Origin of the sequence: Falsochrobactrum tianjinense, from assembly GCF_019100495.1 — a bacterium.
GTDB classification, from domain to species: domain Bacteria; phylum Pseudomonadota; class Alphaproteobacteria; order Rhizobiales; family Rhizobiaceae; genus Brucella; species Brucella tianjinense.
Genome location: NZ_JAHRVA010000002.1, coordinates 430272 through 445982 on the forward strand (window position 1 = coordinate 430272; position 15711 = coordinate 445982).

Consider the following 15711-nt stretch of genomic DNA (forward strand, 5'->3'; position numbering starts at 1 on the left):
ATGCAAGTCTTTTCATGCAAGCATTGTGATGCCAGAATGGACGCGGATTGCGTTAATGTAAACTAATATACTACCCAAAATTAGAAAAATGTTCCGGACCCCTGTGATAATAAATGTCACTTTTCTTTAATGCCACCCAAGAAATAACGATCCCCTCCTGCTTAGAAAGGAAGTTCTCCATGTCCCATCCCGTAAAAGGCGTCGATCACGTTTTCCTTCTGGTCAATAACCTTGAAGAAAGCGCCGCACAATATCGCCGCCTTGGCTTCACGCTAAGCCCACGCGGCCTGCACAGCAAGGAGAAGGGAACCGGCAATTACACGATTATGTTCCCGGAAGATTACTTCGAGCTTCTGGGCATCGTGACCGAAACCGAAGGCAATCTGCACCAGCGTGAGAAACTGACGGCACAAGGAGAAGGACTGCACGCCATTGCCTGCCGCATCGACAATGCGCAGGAAGCCAAGGCCGAACTTGCATTGCTCGGCGTTGAAACAGGTAAGGTGGGTGCCTTCTCGCGCCCGGTGCAATTGCCCAATGGCGGCGAAGGCGTGGCGGCGTTCGAGACTGTTTCCTTTGCCGACAGCGAAGCGCCGCAAGGTATGGTGTTTATGTGCCAGCACAAAACCCGAGATACCGTCTGGTTGCCGGAACTTATCGAACATGCCAACAGCGCTAGCGCCCTTTCAGCTATCGTCACGCTATCGTCCAATCCGGAAGTCACCGCCAGAGGCTTCGCGCGGCTTTATGCGGATGGAAAAGCGTTCGCACAGGATGGCGGATGGAAGGTGACGACCGGCACGCGTTCCGCCGATCTGCTGGTACTGGCACCGCAGCGAGCTGCGGAAATCTATCCCGGCGTCGACTTCTCCAAAACACCCGCCAGCGCTTTTGCAGCGCTTCGTATCCGCGTCAGCTCGCTTGAGGCGGCTCGCGCAGCGCTTGATGCAAACGGTGTACTCCATGTGAAGACGGAAGCTGGCATCGCCGTTCTGCCGGAAAATGCGAGCGGCACGCTGCTGGAGTTTTCCAAGCAGTAACGCTATTATATTTCACCCGAAAGCGCCCTCACGCTTTCGGGTGAAGTGTTTGCCGGATTTTACTTTACAGGAAAAATACTATGCGTCCTTGGGCAAGGTCGAACGCACCCTTGCAATGAACGTATGAAATTCCACCATGAAATTGCGCAGGAAATCGGCGGTACCGTCATTGGTGACTTCACCATCATCGGCAATCAGCCCCGGCGTAAACTGGATATAGGCTTCGGGCGCATTCATCTGTGGTGAGTTGCAGAAGCCAAGCACGCTGCGCAGGTTCTGTTGGGCAACAGCGGTGCCGATAGAGCCCGGCGAGGTGCCGATGACCGCCGACGGCTTGTGCGCAAACGAATTTGTGCCATAGGGACGACTTGCCCAGTCAATCGCATTCTTCAATCCACCCGGTATGGAGCGATTATACTCCGGCGTGACAAACAGTACGGCATCAACCGCCGCAATCGCGTCCTTGAATGCTTTGCCTGCCGGCGGGAAATCCGCATCATAATCATAGCTGTAAAGCGGCAGGTCCTTGAAGGAAATCTCCGACATTACCAGTTCCGGCGGCGCAAGTTGTACCAGCGCCTTGGCAAGCTTGCGATTGATCGATTCCTTGGCAAGACTGCCGATCAGATAGCCGACTTTGTGTGTAGTCATGGAACGCTCCTATCGAAATGAAGAATACTAGGTAAACGCTATGATCTATGCCTTTATTATTGTGTGCTTGTTCATGGCGATTGTCACCTGAATTATACGGAAAGCGCTATCAATAAAGCGAGCATGATCAAGTGTGCTGTCATGGGGATCCGGATCAGATGATTACAGTGAGTTTAGCTACACGAAGAAATGATGATCCTCGCTGTGCGGATATCTGTTCGATGCTTCTTCTATAATCTCATAACAGGAAGCAGGCCTGAAACCCCGCACAGAGAAATCCTAAGTAAATAACATATTAGCCATACATAATATACAATTATTACTAGCAAAGCAGGATAATTCAACCAAAGCATCGTTGATATTGGAATATTACATCAGAAGTTTGCAGCAACACTTGCATAATAAGTATATTTTAATGAAAAACTCTTATTAATGTATTCATAATCTACTGCTTCATTATGCAGTGATTCCCGTTCGAGCATCGCTCAAGCGGTTCCCCCGTATCACAGCACAAGGAATCGTATCGAATATGTCTATTCCGGGATATAAGAAGCGCGAGACTACAGCCGCGTCCGCTGCCCTGAACCTACGCTCGGGCGTGTCTACGCTGGCTCTGTTAGGTGCATTTATCGTTTCTGGTGGCGCAATCAACGATGCACATGCAGCCAGTTATTTGGTAGCAACCGAATCTGACTTAATTGCGGCAATCAACAGCGCCAATGCTGATGGCGATGCGGCATCGACCATCACGCTGACCGGAAATGTAACACTTGCCAATCCATCGGCCATTCCATCAATCACCAAGTCCTTGACGATTAATACCGGCAGCTTCGCCTTCTCCGCGACCGGAGATACGCTTTTCGATACGGCAGATGGTGAAACCCTCACCCTGAACGGCAATTTTGCAGGTACTTCGAATTACCCACAATCTGGCATACTCACAAAAGAAGGTGGCGGAACCACAGTATATACCGGTTCTTCTACCTATACTGGTAATTATTTCATCAATGACGGCTTTGTCGAATTTCGTGATGGCGCACAATTTAATACAGCGTCTCTCTCTCAAGGTACGACTGTATCAGCTGAGGCTGGTTCTACCGCGCGCCTTTTAGTAACCGGCCCCGGAACAGCAGTCTATACTGGACTTCAAATTGGGGGCGGAGCAAATTCGCATTCGGTCCTTGAAATTACCGATGGTGGGGTAGTCCAAAGCTCCGATTCCAATAGCATAAGCGTTTCCAGTTCAGGCAAGGATGCTGGTATTATATCCTCGGTGATTGTCGACGGCGCGGGCTCCCTGCTTCATCTAAATGGTGATATCTTTGCCGGGTATTGGGGAGATGCCTTCTTCAACGTTACAGATGGAGGTGTTATTCGGTCAAAGCGGATCGACTTTGGTGGGCATACATTCTTGAAGGGGAAATTCGCAGCAGGCGTAGTTACCGGTAAAGGCTCGACCTGGGAGAGCAGCGGAACATTCGGTCTCTTTAGCGGATCTCTTAACGTTCTGGATCGGGGACAGGTTACATCCGCGACATTTAGCATCGCTGGTTCAGGAGGCGTTGCTGAAGCTCTGGTGTCTGATGCAGGTTCAAGCCTCGCCACGACAACGGGTGATATTACGCTCTCCACCTCAGGTCAGGGCGTGTTGACAGTCGTGCAGGACGGTAAGGTGACGGTAAAAGGCGGCACCGGTTCAATCAAAATTGCAACTGCCGCAGCCGGTCGTGGTGTCCTCAATATTGGTGGCAAAGAAGGAGAAGCCGCACAGAGTGCCGGCGTGATTGAAGCTGCAACTATTGCATTCGGTTCCGGCAATGGCATCGTCAATTTCAACCACACCAACAGCGGTTATGATTTTACGCCGGTTTTCACCGGAGCAGGCACGATCAATCACGCAGGTAGCGGCAAAACCATTCTGGATACGGATAACAGTGCCTTTACCGGTGTGACAAATGTCAACGCGGGTACACTCGCTGTTAATAATGTTCTTGGCGGCACGATGAATGTGTCCGGCGGTCGCTTGCAGGGCATCGGCACAGTCGGCACAACAACCCACGAGGCAGAAGGCGTTATCGCGCCCGGCAACTCCATCGGCACACTGACCATCGATGGCGATTATATCGGCAATGGCGGTCTGGTTGAGATCGAAACAGTACTGGGCGACGACAGCTCATCCACCGATCTTCTTCACATCATGGGTAATACCTCCGGCACCGGCGATGTCAGGGTTATAAATTTGGGTGGTACTGGCGCCCCGACCACGGAAGGGATCAAGATCATCGAGGTTGGAGGCACGTCCGATGGTGTCTTCTCGCTAAAAGGCGATTATGCCCTCGATGGAGATCAGGTTGTCGTCGCTGGCGCTTATGCCTACCGCCTGCTTCAGAACGGTGTCAGCACACCAACCGATGGCGACTGGTATTTACGCTCAACATTGAAGCCCGTCGATCCTGATCCGGCTCCCACACCGGAACCAGATCCCGCTCCGGCCCCAACCCCAGAGCCGCAGCCCGCAACACAACCGCTCTATCAGGCTGGCGCTCCTATCTATGAAGCCTATCCGCAAACACTGATGGCATTGAATAGTCTTCCGACGCTTAAGCAGCGTGTCGGCAACCGTTATTGGTCATATGCCGGAAACCGGATGATCGTGCAGGGTGCGGATGCCATTATTCCTTATGCCCCGGCAGAAGAAGCAGGCATATTCACACAGGAAAATGGTGTATGGGGCCGCATCGAAGGCGCTCATAACCGTTTCAAGCCAGATGTCAGCACAACGGATGCGGCCTACGATGTTGATGTTTTCAAGTTGCAGGCAGGTCTTGATGGCATGCTGCACGAAACCGCGAACGGCAAGCTGATCGGCGGCATTACGGTCCATTACGGCCATGGCTCAACCGACATATTCTCTCCCCACGGCAACGGCGAAATCTCCACCGACGGCTACGGCTTCGGAGGAACTCTGACCTGGTACGGTGAAAACGGTTTCTATCTCGACGGTCAGGCGCAGGTAACGTGGTATAGGTCCGATCTGTCTTCCGATCCTTTGGGCATCGGGCTGGCCGATGGAAATCATGGCTTTGGCTACGCCCTTTCGCTTGAAAGCGGCAAGAGAATACAGATCAACGAACAGTGGTCATGGACGCCGCAGGGTCAGTTGATCTATTCCAGCGTGGATTTCGACAGCTTCTACGAACCGTTTGGAGAAAAGGTTTCCTTGCATAATGGAGACAGCTTGCAGGGTCGCCTGGGTCTATCCTTCGACCGCCAGAATGCCTGGCAGAACAGTAAGGGTCTGACGAACCGCATCCATAGCTATGGCATCGGTAATCTCTATTACGAATTTTTGGACGGAGTGTCGGTGGAACTGGCCGAAACGCGTCTCACCTCACGTAATGAGCGCCTGTGGGGCGGCATCGGGCTCGGTGGCTCCTACAACTGGGATGACGACAAATACTCGCTTTACGGCGAGGCGTCGATCAATACCAGCCTGAACAATTTTGGCGATAGCTATAATTACAAGGGAAATATCGGCTTCCGTGTAAAGTGGTAAGCCGGTAGCAAAAACGAGTGTTGGGGGCGTGCGAGCCACGCCTCCAACACTCGAAATGAACAATAACATATTTGAATGTCTCGATAGCGCCGTTCGGCAAGCTTCCGCTTGCCGCTAGAACACGCTTCGGCCTGTTCTCAACAGGACTTCCTCAAGCCGCCGAAGATGACGAGGAAGACGGGGGCGTAGATGTTCTTGGTCGCGCTGCCAGAGGCTTCCGCTTCGGGCGCGGCAGCAAGCCTTCTCTCTGGGCTCTCTTTTTCGCATCCTTACGCGCGCGACGGATAGCTTCGTCTTTTTCGCGCGCCCGTCGCTCGGACGGTTTTTCATAGGCGCGGCGTGCTTTCAACTCGCGAAAGATTCCTTCGCGCTGCATCTTCTTCTTGAGCACCCTGAGTGCCTGATCCACGTTATTATCGCGTACAATGACTTGCAAGTGGCCTCCTTTCGCAGCAATGCGCTGCCGATAAACTTATGGGCGATGAAAATTTACTGCCGGGACCGAATGGCCCATAGAAAATTCGGAAACAACAGGGGCTGTCGCTGTATCGTCAGCCCTTCTTGCCGGGGACGGGAGACAGATCATCAATACGCTGCTGTTCCAATCGCGCAGCCTTCAGACGCTTGGTCTTGGCATCTGCCGCGGCTTTTTCATTAAGCAAAATGGCCTTGGCGACGCGATCCGTCTCGGCGTTTTTGGTTTCAGTTCGCGAAAGAGGCTTTTTAAAGAGACTATCTTTATTCAAGCCTCTGCCGGATTGTTCTTGCATATTCCGTTCTCCTCTTCACCGCCCTGCGTCCGAACGGCTGCATAAAGGCGATCCAGTGACGATGCGAACATGCCCGCAGCGAGCCACCACAAGAACGTGCAGAACATTCGCAAACCGCGTGCGGCCTGTCGAAGACAGCGGCACTCTTATGTCAAAAAAGGCCGGGTTGCCCCGACCTTCCAATCGTCTCAACAATCAGTGCCAGTACATCCGTGGTCAAAGATCGGAAACAATATTTGATGCTCTAAACTTAAACTTCTTGCAGATTTTCTGCTGCGGTCTTGCCCGAGCGACGATCTGCAACAGCTTCAAAGCTTACTTTCTGGCCTTCACGAAGGCTGGAAAGGCCAGCACGTTCCACTGCCGAGATGTGTACAAACACATCCGGAGCGCCATCTTCAGGCTGAATAAATCCAAAACCCTTGGTGGTGTTGAAGAATTTTACTGTACCGATTGCCATATTGAATTCCTTTCAATTCGCATGGTTGGTGTGAAGCGAATTGCCATTCGCTGCCGAATTTTACGAATTTGAAAGAAAGAAATTGAGCAATAAAAGCTCAGATACATTCGAAAACAAAATCGATGTGCTGAATATAGGCAGAAATTCGCTTTTTTACAAGCCACCCCAGCAATTTAATTTTACCGGGGATGAATGAACTTTCGCAAGTATTGGAAACGTCGCCAGAAAACGTCCGCCTCATCTAAGGGCTTCCAACTCGGCAATGCGCTCGGCGCTGTCTTTCTCCAGGGTGCGCGTCATTTCGCGAATGATGGTTTCGGCCAGCACGAAGAGCGCTGCCGACGAATCCCACGCCGAAGGAGCCGCAATCCGTCCGGCCAAAACATGGCGTGCGACGCGCGCGATAGGCGACAACCATTGGTCGGTAATGAGAATGATCTCCACGCTTCGGCTTTTCGCCTTTTCCGCAAGTTTCAAAAGGCTGTCCTGATAGCGGCGAATATCGAAGACGATCAGAACATCACGCCTGCCCATATCGAGAAGGCGATCGCCCCACATGCTTTCCTGCCCGGCCAGATGGAACACGCGCGGACGGATGATCGACATATGCGCCGCCATATATTGCGCTATCGGATCGGTAAAACGCCCACCAATGAGATAGACGCTTCCCCTGGAATTACAAAGGGCTGCAACCACCTGCCGCAACTGCTTTTGGCCCAAGTGCCGGAAGCTTTCGCGAATATTGTCCAGCGTGTGCTCCACAGCCGGATAGGCGGCACCCGATCCCTTTTCCGGCTGTTCGTTGCGATGGTGCGGAGACTGAAGCTGCGCCGCCAGCTCATTCTGCAAGCAGACCTGAAAATCGGAATAATTATGGAAACCCAGCCGGTTCACGAAACGCAGAATTGTGGGAGAACTGACGCCCGCCTGCGCAGAAAATTCCGCGACAATTTTCAGGCCAAGCATCGGATAATTGGCGATCAGCGTTTGCGCGGCGCGGCGCTCGCCGGGCGGCATCGCGTCAATCCGCTCATTGATCAGTTCCGCGACACTCGCGCGCGCCAATGCGGTATTTTCCATTCCGACTGCTCTTTCCCGAATATAGGCAAAATTGTGTTTGACAAAGCATCATAGGACGTATCAAATAATCCACAATAGCGCACAAATGGAAAAAACGTAACATAAGTTACAGCGCAGGGAACAAACAAATGGTAGACGAGCGAGTTGATCGTGCGGATAGTCGGGATCTGCCTTCCGCACCGGTCATTGTCGTCAATGAAGATGGGAAAAGCCCTTATCTCTTCGTTTGCGAACATGCCTCCAATTTCATACCGAAAAATTTTGGGGGGCTAGGGCTAGATACCGAAGCGCTCACGGCCCACATCGCATGGGACCCCGGAGCGGTCGAAGTCGCACGGCATTTAAGTACGGCACTGGATGCAACCCTGATTGAGGCTGGCCTTTCGAGGCTGCTGATTGATTGCAACCGCCCGCTCGACGCGCATGACCTTATCCCGGAAATCAGTGAAGCCACGGTCATTCCCGGAAACCACGCCCTCGATTCCATCGACCGCATGGCGCGGATCGACCTGTCGCACCGGCCATTTCATGCCTGCATCGAAAGCACGATCAAAGCTCGCGCGGCACACGGCCAGCCCTCATGGATCGTCACCATCCATTCCTTCACGCCCGTCTATCATGGCACATCGCGCCCCTGGCAGATCGGCATCATTCATGACAGGGACGACCGGATCGCAAGGCCCCTGATCGCGGGATTGAAACGGGACCCGGCCCTCAATGTCGGCGTCAACGAGCCTTACTCGCCCGCAGACCGGGTCTATTACACGCTGGAGCGCCATGCACGTCCGCACAATTCGCCTTGCGTGATGATCGAAATCCGCAATGACGAGATCACAAATGCGCAAACGCAAGAAGGTTGGGCAGCGCGCCTTGCCGCCATCTTCACGGATATAGCCGGGACGCTTGCGCCTCAAGATCACTTCACCGGACAGAAAGCCTGAAGGAGCGGAATATGCCGAAGCCGATCAGACTGTTTGTCAAGTATGTAGATACTCTGAATTATTATGTCGGGCGCTTTGCGATGTATCTGTTTTTCGCACTTGCCGCCTGCCTGCTTTATTCAACGTTTTCGCGTGTTGTTTTTGGCGTGCCTATAAACTGGGTGCTGGAAATGTCGCAATTCATTCTCTCCGCCTATTATCTTCTGGGCGGGGCCTATGCCATGCAACAGGGCGCGCATGTGCGCATGGACCTGTTCTTCGACAGGCTCACGCCTCGAAGCAAGGCAATCACCGACATGATCACCATCCTGTTTATCATCTTCTATCTGGGAGTGATGATCGCGGGCGGCATTTCATCAACCAATTACGCTATCGTCTATAACCAGAAGAATTATACCGCCTGGGCGCCCGTCCTCTGGCCGATCAAGCTCATCATGACGGTCGGCGTCTTCCTTCTGCTTCTTCAATGCCTTTCCAATTTCTTCAAGGACTGGGCCACCCTGCGAGGCAAGCCGATCCATACGATCGCAGGCCCGGCCATTGAGGAGGGGCACCACCTATGAGCTCCGAACTCATCACGCTTTTCATGTTCGCCACCATGATGGTGCTGCTGATGACCGGGCAGCGTGTCTTCGGCGTCATCGGCTTCGTAGGTGCAGCGGCCGCGCTTCTGTTATGGGGCAAGGGCTCGTTCGAGATGCCCTACAATGCCACATTCGCGGTATTGAACTGGTATCCCCTCATCACCGTGCCGTTCTTTGTCTTCATGGGCTATATGCTGTCGGAATCGGGCATTGCGAGCAATCTTTACCGAATGTTCCATGTCTGGTTCGGGGGCATTCGCGGCGGGCTGGCACTGGGTACGGTTGGCCTGATGGTCATCATTTCATGCATGAACGGCCTAAGCGTGGCAGGTATGGCCATCGGCGCGACGGTCGCCCTGCCCGAGCTTCTCAAGCGCGGTTACAACAAAATCATGGTCACGGGCGTCATTCAGGCGGGCAGTTCGCTCGGCATCCTCATCCCACCCAGCGTCGTGCTGGTGCTTTATGCGATGATTGCACGCCAGCCTGTATTGCAGCTCTGGCTGGCAGGCATCGGACCCGGTATCCTGATGGCATTGCTGTTTTCCATCTACATCTATATCCGCTGCCGCCTCCAGCCTGAACTGGGGCCGACCCTGCCAAAGGAGGAACTAGACAGGATCACCTGGGGTGAACGTTTCTCGTTATTACGTGCAGGTATCCTGCCGCTGGTGATTTTCGGCGCAATGATGGGCCTGTTTCTAACTGGTGTGACAAGCCTCGTTGAAAGCGCTGCGGTCGGCGCACTCCTGGCAACGCTTGCCGCGCTTGTAACAAAACGACTTACAAAAGTAGTCTGGGAAACGACCACCCGCAACACTCTCACTGTCACCTGCATGTTCCTCTGGATCATTCTGGCGGCACTGTGTTTCTCGTCGGTCTATGACGGGTTGGGGGCCGTGAAGGCAATTGAGAACGTATTGCTCGGCACATTCGATCTTTCGCCATGGACCATTCTCATACTCATGCTGCTGTCTTTCATCGTGCTGGGAATGTTCCTCGACGATACCGCCATGCTGGTGATTGTCGCCCCGCTTTACATCCCATTGGTGAAGAGCCTTGGCTTCAATGCCATCTGGTTCGGCATTCTCTACACGATCACCTGCCAGATTGCGTACATCACACCGCCTTTCGGCTATAATCTCTTCATCATGAGAGCACTGGCGCCCAAGGATGTCACGCTGGTGGATATCTATCGCTCCATCGTGCCATTCTTCTTTCTGATGGTGCTGACCATCATCATCCTGATGATCTTTCCCCAGATCGCGATGTGGCTACCCGATTGGTACACGGGACGATGACGAGAACTTACGGAGGACAACCCATAAGACTGGCCACAAGAGCCGCAAAAGGCCGGGCCGCCATGGTTGAAGAGTACAAATAAGGGAACTTCAAACAAACGGGAGAATGAGCAATGAGTGAGAATAACAGGCTTAACAAACGCGACTTTCTCAAAAAGGCCGGACTGACCGGCGTTGGCGCGCTTGGCGCGACCACACTCGCCGCGCCCTATGTTCGGGCACAAAGCCCGATCAAGTGGCGGCTTCAGACCTATGCCGGCCCAGCTTTGGCCGAGCACGTCATCAAGCCCTCCATCGACGCTTTCAACAAGGCGGCCAATGGTGAAATGGTGATCGAGCTTTACACGTCGGATCAGCTTGTGCCGCAGGGCGAGCTGTTCCGCGCCGTGCAAGCGGGAACCATCGACGCCGCCCAGAGCGACGATGATTCCATGGCGTCACCTGTCGATGTCGCAGTATTCGGGGCCTATTTCCCCTTCGCCTCACGCTACAGCCTCGATGTGCCTGTCCTGTTCAACTGGTATGGCCTCAAGGAAATCTGGGAAGAGGCCTACAACGAAATCCCTGGCGTTACATGGCTGAGCGCCGGTGCCTGGGACCCCTGCAACTTCGCTACGACCAAGCCGATCCGCAGTCTGCAGGACTTGCAGGGGCTGCGTGTCTTTACCTTCCCGACCGGCGGACGCTTCCTCACCAAGTTCGGTGTCGTGCCTGTCACCTTGCCTTGGGAAGATATTGAAGTGGCGATCCAGACCGGCGAACTGGACGGCGTGTGCTGGTCCGGCGCAACGGAGGTCTATACGGTCGGCTGGGCCGACATCAATAAATACTACCTCACCAACAACATCAGCGGTGCATGGGCCGGTTCCTATTTTGCCAATACGGAGAAATGGAACGCAGTTCCTGATCATCTCAAACAACTGTTCAAGCTGGCGATGGATAGTTCGCATTATTACCGCCAGCACTGGTACTGGTGGGGTGAAGCGCATTACCGCACAACGGGCGGCAAGCTGGAACTCACCAGCATTCCGGAAGCCGAATGGCAGCAGGTGGAAGATGCGGCCATGCAGTTCTGGGATGAAATTGCCGCCAAGAGCGCACGCACGGCCAAGGTGGTCGATATCCTGAAGAAATATCAGGAGACCATGCGCAAGGCTGGCGCACCATACCGTTATTCCTGACGAATTCGGCGTCGCGCTCTGGCGCGGCGCCTCTCTTTTTTCCCGTTTGGAGCGAAGCATTAAATGGCCGAACAGTTGACTTTCGATGCATTGAAAAAAGCGGTCGCGAATGACGAGATCGATACCGTGCTTGCCTGTTTCGTGGATATGCAGGGACGCCTGATTGGCAAACGCTTCTATGGGCAGTTCTTTGTAGAATCGGGCCACGAGGAAACACACGGTTGCAGTTATCTGCTTACCGACGATATCGATATGGAACCTGTCGCCGGCTATGAGGCGGCAAGCTGGGACAAGGGCTACGGCGATTTTGTCATCAAGCCGGATCTCTCCACGCTGCGCCTTGCGCCATGGCTTGAAAAAACGGCCATAGTTCTGTGCGATGTGCTGGATCATCATGATCACGAAGATCTTTCGCATTCGCCCCGCGCTATCCTCAAAAAGCAGTTGGCACGTCTGCATGAACGCGGCTATCGCGCCTATTTCGCATCGGAACTGGAATTCTATCTTTTCGATGAGACTTATAAGAGCGCGCGCGCCAAGCACTGGCAAGCGATGGAAACCTCTTCGCCCTATGTGCAGGATTATGTGATCCACCTCACCACCAAGGAAGAACAGGTGCTGCGCGCCATGCGCAATCATCTCGCCGCCGCAGGAATTCCAGTGGAAAATTCCAAGGGTGAATGGGGCCCCGGCCAGCAGGAACTCAATGTGCGCTACGCCGAAGCGCTGGAAATGGCAGATCGTCATGTCGTCATGAAAAACGCCATGAAGGAAATCGCCGAAGCCCATGGCAAGTGCATCACTTTCATGGCCAAATATGATTACAGCAGAGCTGGCAGCTCCAGCCATGTGCACAATTCGCTCTGGAGCGCCGACGGCAAGGAGCCGCTGTTCTTCGATCCGAAAGCGCCATACACGATGACGCCGCTGATGCGGTCATGGGTGGCGGGCCAGCTTAAATATGCTGCGGATTACACCTATTTTCTTGCGCCTTACATCAACTCCTACAAGCGTTTTCAGGCGGGTACTTTCGCGCCGACCAAGATCATGTGGAGCCAAGACAACCGAACGGCAGGCTTTCGCCTGTGCGGCGAAGGCACCAAGGCCATTCGCATGGAATGCCGCATCGGCGGCGCGGACCTGAACCCCTATCTCGCTTTCGCAGCGCTTATCGCCGCCGGTCTGAAAGGCGTAGACGAAAAGCTGGAACTGGACGAGCCATTCGTGGGCGATGCCTATAGCGCGGTGAAGCTGAAGGAAATTCCTTACACGCTGCGCGAAGCGGCTCAAGCGCTGAAGAACTCGGCGTTCCTCAGGGAGGCGCTGGGTGACGATGTGGTCAACCACTATGTCCATACCGCCCATTGGGAGCAGATCGAATATGATCGCCGTGTCACCGACTGGGAGCTGTATCGCGGGTTTGAGCGCTATTAGAGGATTTCCAGCGAAAGCGCGCAGCGGTTTCGCGTCGAACAATGCGGCACAACAAAGACTGGGCCAATAACGAAATGACCTTCTTCAAAGGAAATATCTATGAGCGGCACGGCAAAACTTATCTCCCCAATTGATGGTTCGCTCTATGCGGAGCGTCCGTTTGCAAGCGAAGCCGCAATCCAGTCCGTGGTGTCGGCGGCGCGACAAGCACAGGCTAGCTGGGCGCGATTGAGTATCGCCGAACGGGCACGTTATTGCCGTGCCGCGCTCGATGCACTGGCGGCGATGCAGGACGAGATTATTCCGGAAATTGCCTGGCAGATGGGGCGCCCCACCAGATATGGCGGCGAGAACGGCGGCATGCAGGAACGCGGCCAGTATATGATCGATATAGCCGAAGATGCACTCAAACCCTATTTGCCCGCGCAAAAAAACGGTTTCAGTCGCTACGTGAAACATGTGCCGCTCGGCGTGGTGATGGTGATCGCGCCGTGGAATTACCCTTATCTCACCGCCGTCAACACGATTATCCCCGCATTGATGGCCGGAAACAGCGTGATCCTCAAACACGCGACACAGACGCTTCTGGCTGGTGAGCGCTTTGCCCAGGCTTTCGAGAAGGCAGGGCTGCCAAAAGGCGTATTTCAGAATGTCGTTCTGGATCACGCCTCGACGGAGAAATTGCTGGCATCAGGCATGATCGACCATGTCAATTTCACGGGCTCGGTCGGCGGCGGGCGCGCGATCGAAAAGGCTGCTGCGGGCACTTTCATGTCGCTAGGGCTGGAGCTGGGCGGCAAGGATCCCGCCTATGTGCTGCCGGATGTCAATCTCGACCATGCGGTGGCCAACCTGGTCGATGGAGCCTTCTTCAATTCCGGTCAGTGCTGCTGCGGCATCGAACGCATCTATGTGCACGAAGCCGTGTACGACAAATTCGTCGACGGCTTTATTGATCTCACCAGGCAATATGTGGTCGGCAACCCGCTGGATGCGTCGACCACACTCGGTCCCATGGCGCAGGCGCGTTTTGCCGATCTCATCCGCGAACAGAAGGCGGAAGCCTTGCGCAAGGGAGCAAAAGCGCATGTGAATATGACTGCCGACCACGACAAGGCCGGATCGCCTTATATCGCGCCGGAAGTGCTGACCAGTGTCGATCACCAGATGAGCGTGATGCGTGAGGAAAGCTTTGGCCCCATTGTCGGCATCATGAAGGTGCGCAATGACGAGGAAGCGCTGGCTCTGATGAATGACAGCATTTACGGCCTCACCGCCTCACTCTGGACCACGGACACCGACCATGCTGCAACACTTGGCGACCGCATCGAGACCGGCACCGTTTTCATGAACCGCTGCGACTATCTCGACCCAGCACTGGTCTGGACCGGCGTGAAGGACACCGGCAAAGGTGCTGCCCTTTCGCCCATCGGCTACGGCAATCTCACACGGCCCAAATCCTTCCACCTGCGTGAAAAAATCTGACCTGCATTACCTTCGGAAAGCAAATGACATGACCACTTTGACCGCTAAATGGAATTTCCCCACCACTGTGCTTTTCGGACCGGGCCGTATCAAGGAACTGCCTGCCGTCCTAAAGGCCGCCGGTATCGAGAACCCGCTTTTTGTCACCGATCCAGGGCTGGCCAAGCTGCCTGTGGTCGCGTCCACTCTGGCGGTTCTCGATGCGGCAAACGTGCGCTATGCCGTCTTTTCCGATGTGAAACCCAATCCGGTCGAGAGCAATCTTCATGCAGGCGTCAAGGCGTTCAACGACGGCAAGCATGATGGCGTGATCGCTTTTGGCGGCGGCTCGGCACTCGATCTTGGCAAGTTGATCGCCTTTCAGTCTGGCCAGACGCGCCCTGTGTGGGATTTCGAGGATATTGGCGACTGGTGGACCCGCGCTGACGGCGACGCTATCGCGCCGATTATCGCCGTGCCGACGACGGCCGGCACCGGCTCGGAAGTGGGCCGCGCAGGCGTGCTGACCAACGAAGCCACGCATACGAAGAAAGTCATCTTCCACCCGAAGATGCTTCCTGTAACGGTGATTGCCGATCCGGAGCTTTCCACCGGCATGCCGCCCTTCATCACCGCAGGCACCGGCATGGATGCGCTGGCGCATTGTCTTGAAGCCTATTGCGCACCGGGCTTTCACCCGATGGCAGACGGCATCGCACTTGAAGGCATCCGCCTCGTTTTCGAGAACCTGCCCAAAGCCTATGCCGATGGTTCCGACATCGAGGCGCGCGCGAATATGATGGCGGCGGCGGCCATGGGCGCGACCGCCTTTCAGAAAGGACTTGGCGCGATCCATTCGCTCTCCCACCCGATAGGCGCGCTTTACGACACTCATCATGGCATGACCAATGCCGTCTTCATGCCCTATGTGCTACACCACAACCGGGTGGCGATTGAAAAGCGTATTGAGCGGCTTGCCGATTATCTTGGCATTGACGGTGGCTTCGACGGCTTCGTGGAAGCGATCATGAAGCTGCGCAAAGAGTTGGGCGTACCCAACAGCTTGCCGGAATTCATCAAGGGGCTGGACATGGATGAAGTGCGAATGGATCTGATTGCGGAAATGGCGATCGTGGATCCGACCGCTGGCGGCAACCCCATTGAACTGACCAAGGAAGGCGCTCTGGATCTACTCAATGCGGCACTTGGGTAATATCGGGAAAAGATAAACCCGAGCATCCGCCGAGCC

At 54.5% G+C, this 15711-nt stretch carries 14 protein-coding genes; 9 read left to right on the top strand and 5 right to left on the bottom strand.

The window, feature by feature from the left end:
- The first annotated feature begins 179 nt into the window (after positions 1-179).
- Positions 180-1040 (top strand): VOC family protein, encoded by an 861-nt coding sequence (locus KUG47_RS07565; RefSeq protein WP_217677327.1) that lies wholly within the window; start codon positions 180-182, stop codon positions 1038-1040.
- A 78-nt stretch (positions 1041-1118) separates the two neighbouring features.
- On the opposite strand, the gene KUG47_RS07570 is transcribed toward KUG47_RS07565, so the two are convergent.
- Positions 1119-1691: an NADPH-dependent FMN reductase gene (locus KUG47_RS07570; RefSeq protein WP_217677328.1), complete on the bottom strand. Its 573-nt coding sequence runs from the start codon at positions 1689-1691 to the stop codon at positions 1119-1121.
- 529 nt (positions 1692-2220) lie between these two features.
- On the opposite strand from KUG47_RS07570, the gene KUG47_RS07575 reads away from it, so the two are divergent.
- Positions 2221-5247, top strand: a complete 3027-nt coding sequence (locus KUG47_RS07575; RefSeq protein ID WP_217677329.1) for an autotransporter family protein — start codon at positions 2221-2223, stop codon at positions 5245-5247.
- Between the two features lie 151 nt (positions 5248-5398).
- Here the strand turns inward: KUG47_RS07575 and rpsU are convergent, their stop codons facing one another.
- The 4 genes from rpsU to KUG47_RS07595 all read right to left on the bottom strand — a co-directional run bounded on the left by rpsU (position 5399) and on the right by KUG47_RS07595 (position 7557).
- Entirely contained in the window at positions 5399-5683 is a 285-nt protein-coding gene (gene rpsU, locus KUG47_RS07580) for a 30S ribosomal protein S21 (protein ID WP_217677330.1), read from the bottom strand.
- 115 nt (positions 5684-5798) lie between these two features.
- Positions 5799-6017 carry a hypothetical protein gene (locus tag KUG47_RS07585; protein ID WP_217677331.1) on the bottom strand — a complete coding sequence of 73 codons (219 nt, stop codon included), beginning with the start codon at positions 6015-6017 and terminating at the stop codon, positions 5799-5801.
- Between the two features lie 250 nt (positions 6018-6267).
- The gene (locus KUG47_RS07590; RefSeq protein WP_217677332.1) at positions 6268-6477 is read right to left on the bottom strand and encodes a cold-shock protein; all 210 of its coding nucleotides are present in this window, start codon (positions 6475-6477) and stop codon (positions 6268-6270) included.
- A 237-nt stretch (positions 6478-6714) separates the two neighbouring features.
- On the bottom strand, positions 6715-7557 hold the full coding sequence (locus KUG47_RS07595) for a MurR/RpiR family transcriptional regulator (protein ID WP_217677333.1): 843 nt from the start codon (positions 7555-7557) through the stop codon (positions 6715-6717).
- Positions 7558-7685: 128 nt separating this feature from the next.
- Between KUG47_RS07595 and KUG47_RS07600 the strand changes: the two genes are divergently transcribed.
- The 7 genes from KUG47_RS07600 (at position 7686) to KUG47_RS07630 (ending at position 15675) form a co-directional block, all read left to right on the top strand.
- Positions 7686-8498: an N-formylglutamate amidohydrolase gene (locus KUG47_RS07600; RefSeq protein WP_217677334.1), complete on the top strand. Its 813-nt coding sequence runs from the start codon at positions 7686-7688 to the stop codon at positions 8496-8498.
- Positions 8499-8509: 11 nt separating this feature from the next.
- The gene (locus KUG47_RS07605; protein WP_217677335.1) at positions 8510-9061 is read left to right on the top strand and encodes a TRAP transporter small permease subunit; all 552 of its coding nucleotides are present in this window, start codon (positions 8510-8512) and stop codon (positions 9059-9061) included.
- Entirely contained in the window at positions 9058-10383 is a 1326-nt protein-coding gene (locus KUG47_RS07610; protein ID WP_217677336.1) for a TRAP transporter large permease, read from the top strand. Before KUG47_RS07605 ends, KUG47_RS07610 begins: the two co-directional genes overlap by 4 nt.
- Before the next feature lie 113 nt (positions 10384-10496).
- Positions 10497-11564, top strand: a complete 1068-nt coding sequence (locus KUG47_RS07615) for a TRAP transporter substrate-binding protein (protein ID WP_217677337.1) — start codon at positions 10497-10499, stop codon at positions 11562-11564.
- A 63-nt stretch (positions 11565-11627) separates the two neighbouring features.
- Positions 11628-12998, top strand: a complete 1371-nt coding sequence (locus KUG47_RS07620) for a glutamine synthetase family protein (RefSeq protein WP_217677338.1) — start codon at positions 11628-11630, stop codon at positions 12996-12998.
- A gap of 99 nt (positions 12999-13097) precedes the next feature.
- A complete protein-coding gene (locus tag KUG47_RS07625) occupies positions 13098-14483 on the top strand; it encodes an aldehyde dehydrogenase family protein (RefSeq protein WP_217677339.1) in 1386 nt (461 codons plus the stop codon).
- Positions 14484-14511: 28 nt separating this feature from the next.
- Positions 14512-15675: an iron-containing alcohol dehydrogenase gene (locus KUG47_RS07630; protein WP_217677340.1), complete on the top strand. Its 1164-nt coding sequence runs from the start codon at positions 14512-14514 to the stop codon at positions 15673-15675.
- Positions 15676-15711: the final 36 nt, after the last annotated feature.

Excerpts from the sequence above, each read along its gene's own strand:
- KUG47_RS07565 (WP_217677327.1), top strand. The coding sequence starts at position 180 with ATGTCCCATCCCGTAAAAGGCGTCGATCACGTTTTCCTTCTGGTCAAT.
- KUG47_RS07570 (WP_217677328.1), bottom strand. The coding sequence starts at position 1,691 with ATGACTACACACAAAGTCGGCTATCTGATCGGCAGTCTTGCCAAGGAA.
- KUG47_RS07575 (WP_217677329.1), top strand. The coding sequence starts at position 2,221 with ATGTCTATTCCGGGATATAAGAAGCGCGAGACTACAGCCGCGTCCGCT.
- KUG47_RS07585 (WP_217677331.1), bottom strand. The coding sequence starts at position 6,017 with ATGCAAGAACAATCCGGCAGAGGCTTGAATAAAGATAGTCTCTTTAAA.
- KUG47_RS07590 (WP_217677332.1), bottom strand. The coding sequence starts at position 6,477 with ATGGCAATCGGTACAGTAAAATTCTTCAACACCACCAAGGGTTTTGGA.
- KUG47_RS07595 (WP_217677333.1), bottom strand. The coding sequence starts at position 7,557 with ATGGAAAATACCGCATTGGCGCGCGCGAGTGTCGCGGAACTGATCAAT.
- KUG47_RS07600 (WP_217677334.1), top strand. The coding sequence starts at position 7,686 with ATGGTAGACGAGCGAGTTGATCGTGCGGATAGTCGGGATCTGCCTTCC.
- KUG47_RS07605 (WP_217677335.1), top strand. The coding sequence starts at position 8,510 with ATGCCGAAGCCGATCAGACTGTTTGTCAAGTATGTAGATACTCTGAAT.
- KUG47_RS07610 (WP_217677336.1), top strand. The coding sequence starts at position 9,058 with ATGAGCTCCGAACTCATCACGCTTTTCATGTTCGCCACCATGATGGTG.
- KUG47_RS07615 (WP_217677337.1), top strand. The coding sequence starts at position 10,497 with ATGAGTGAGAATAACAGGCTTAACAAACGCGACTTTCTCAAAAAGGCC.
- KUG47_RS07620 (WP_217677338.1), top strand. The coding sequence starts at position 11,628 with ATGGCCGAACAGTTGACTTTCGATGCATTGAAAAAAGCGGTCGCGAAT.
- KUG47_RS07625 (WP_217677339.1), top strand. The coding sequence starts at position 13,098 with ATGAGCGGCACGGCAAAACTTATCTCCCCAATTGATGGTTCGCTCTAT.
- KUG47_RS07630 (WP_217677340.1), top strand. The coding sequence starts at position 14,512 with ATGACCACTTTGACCGCTAAATGGAATTTCCCCACCACTGTGCTTTTC.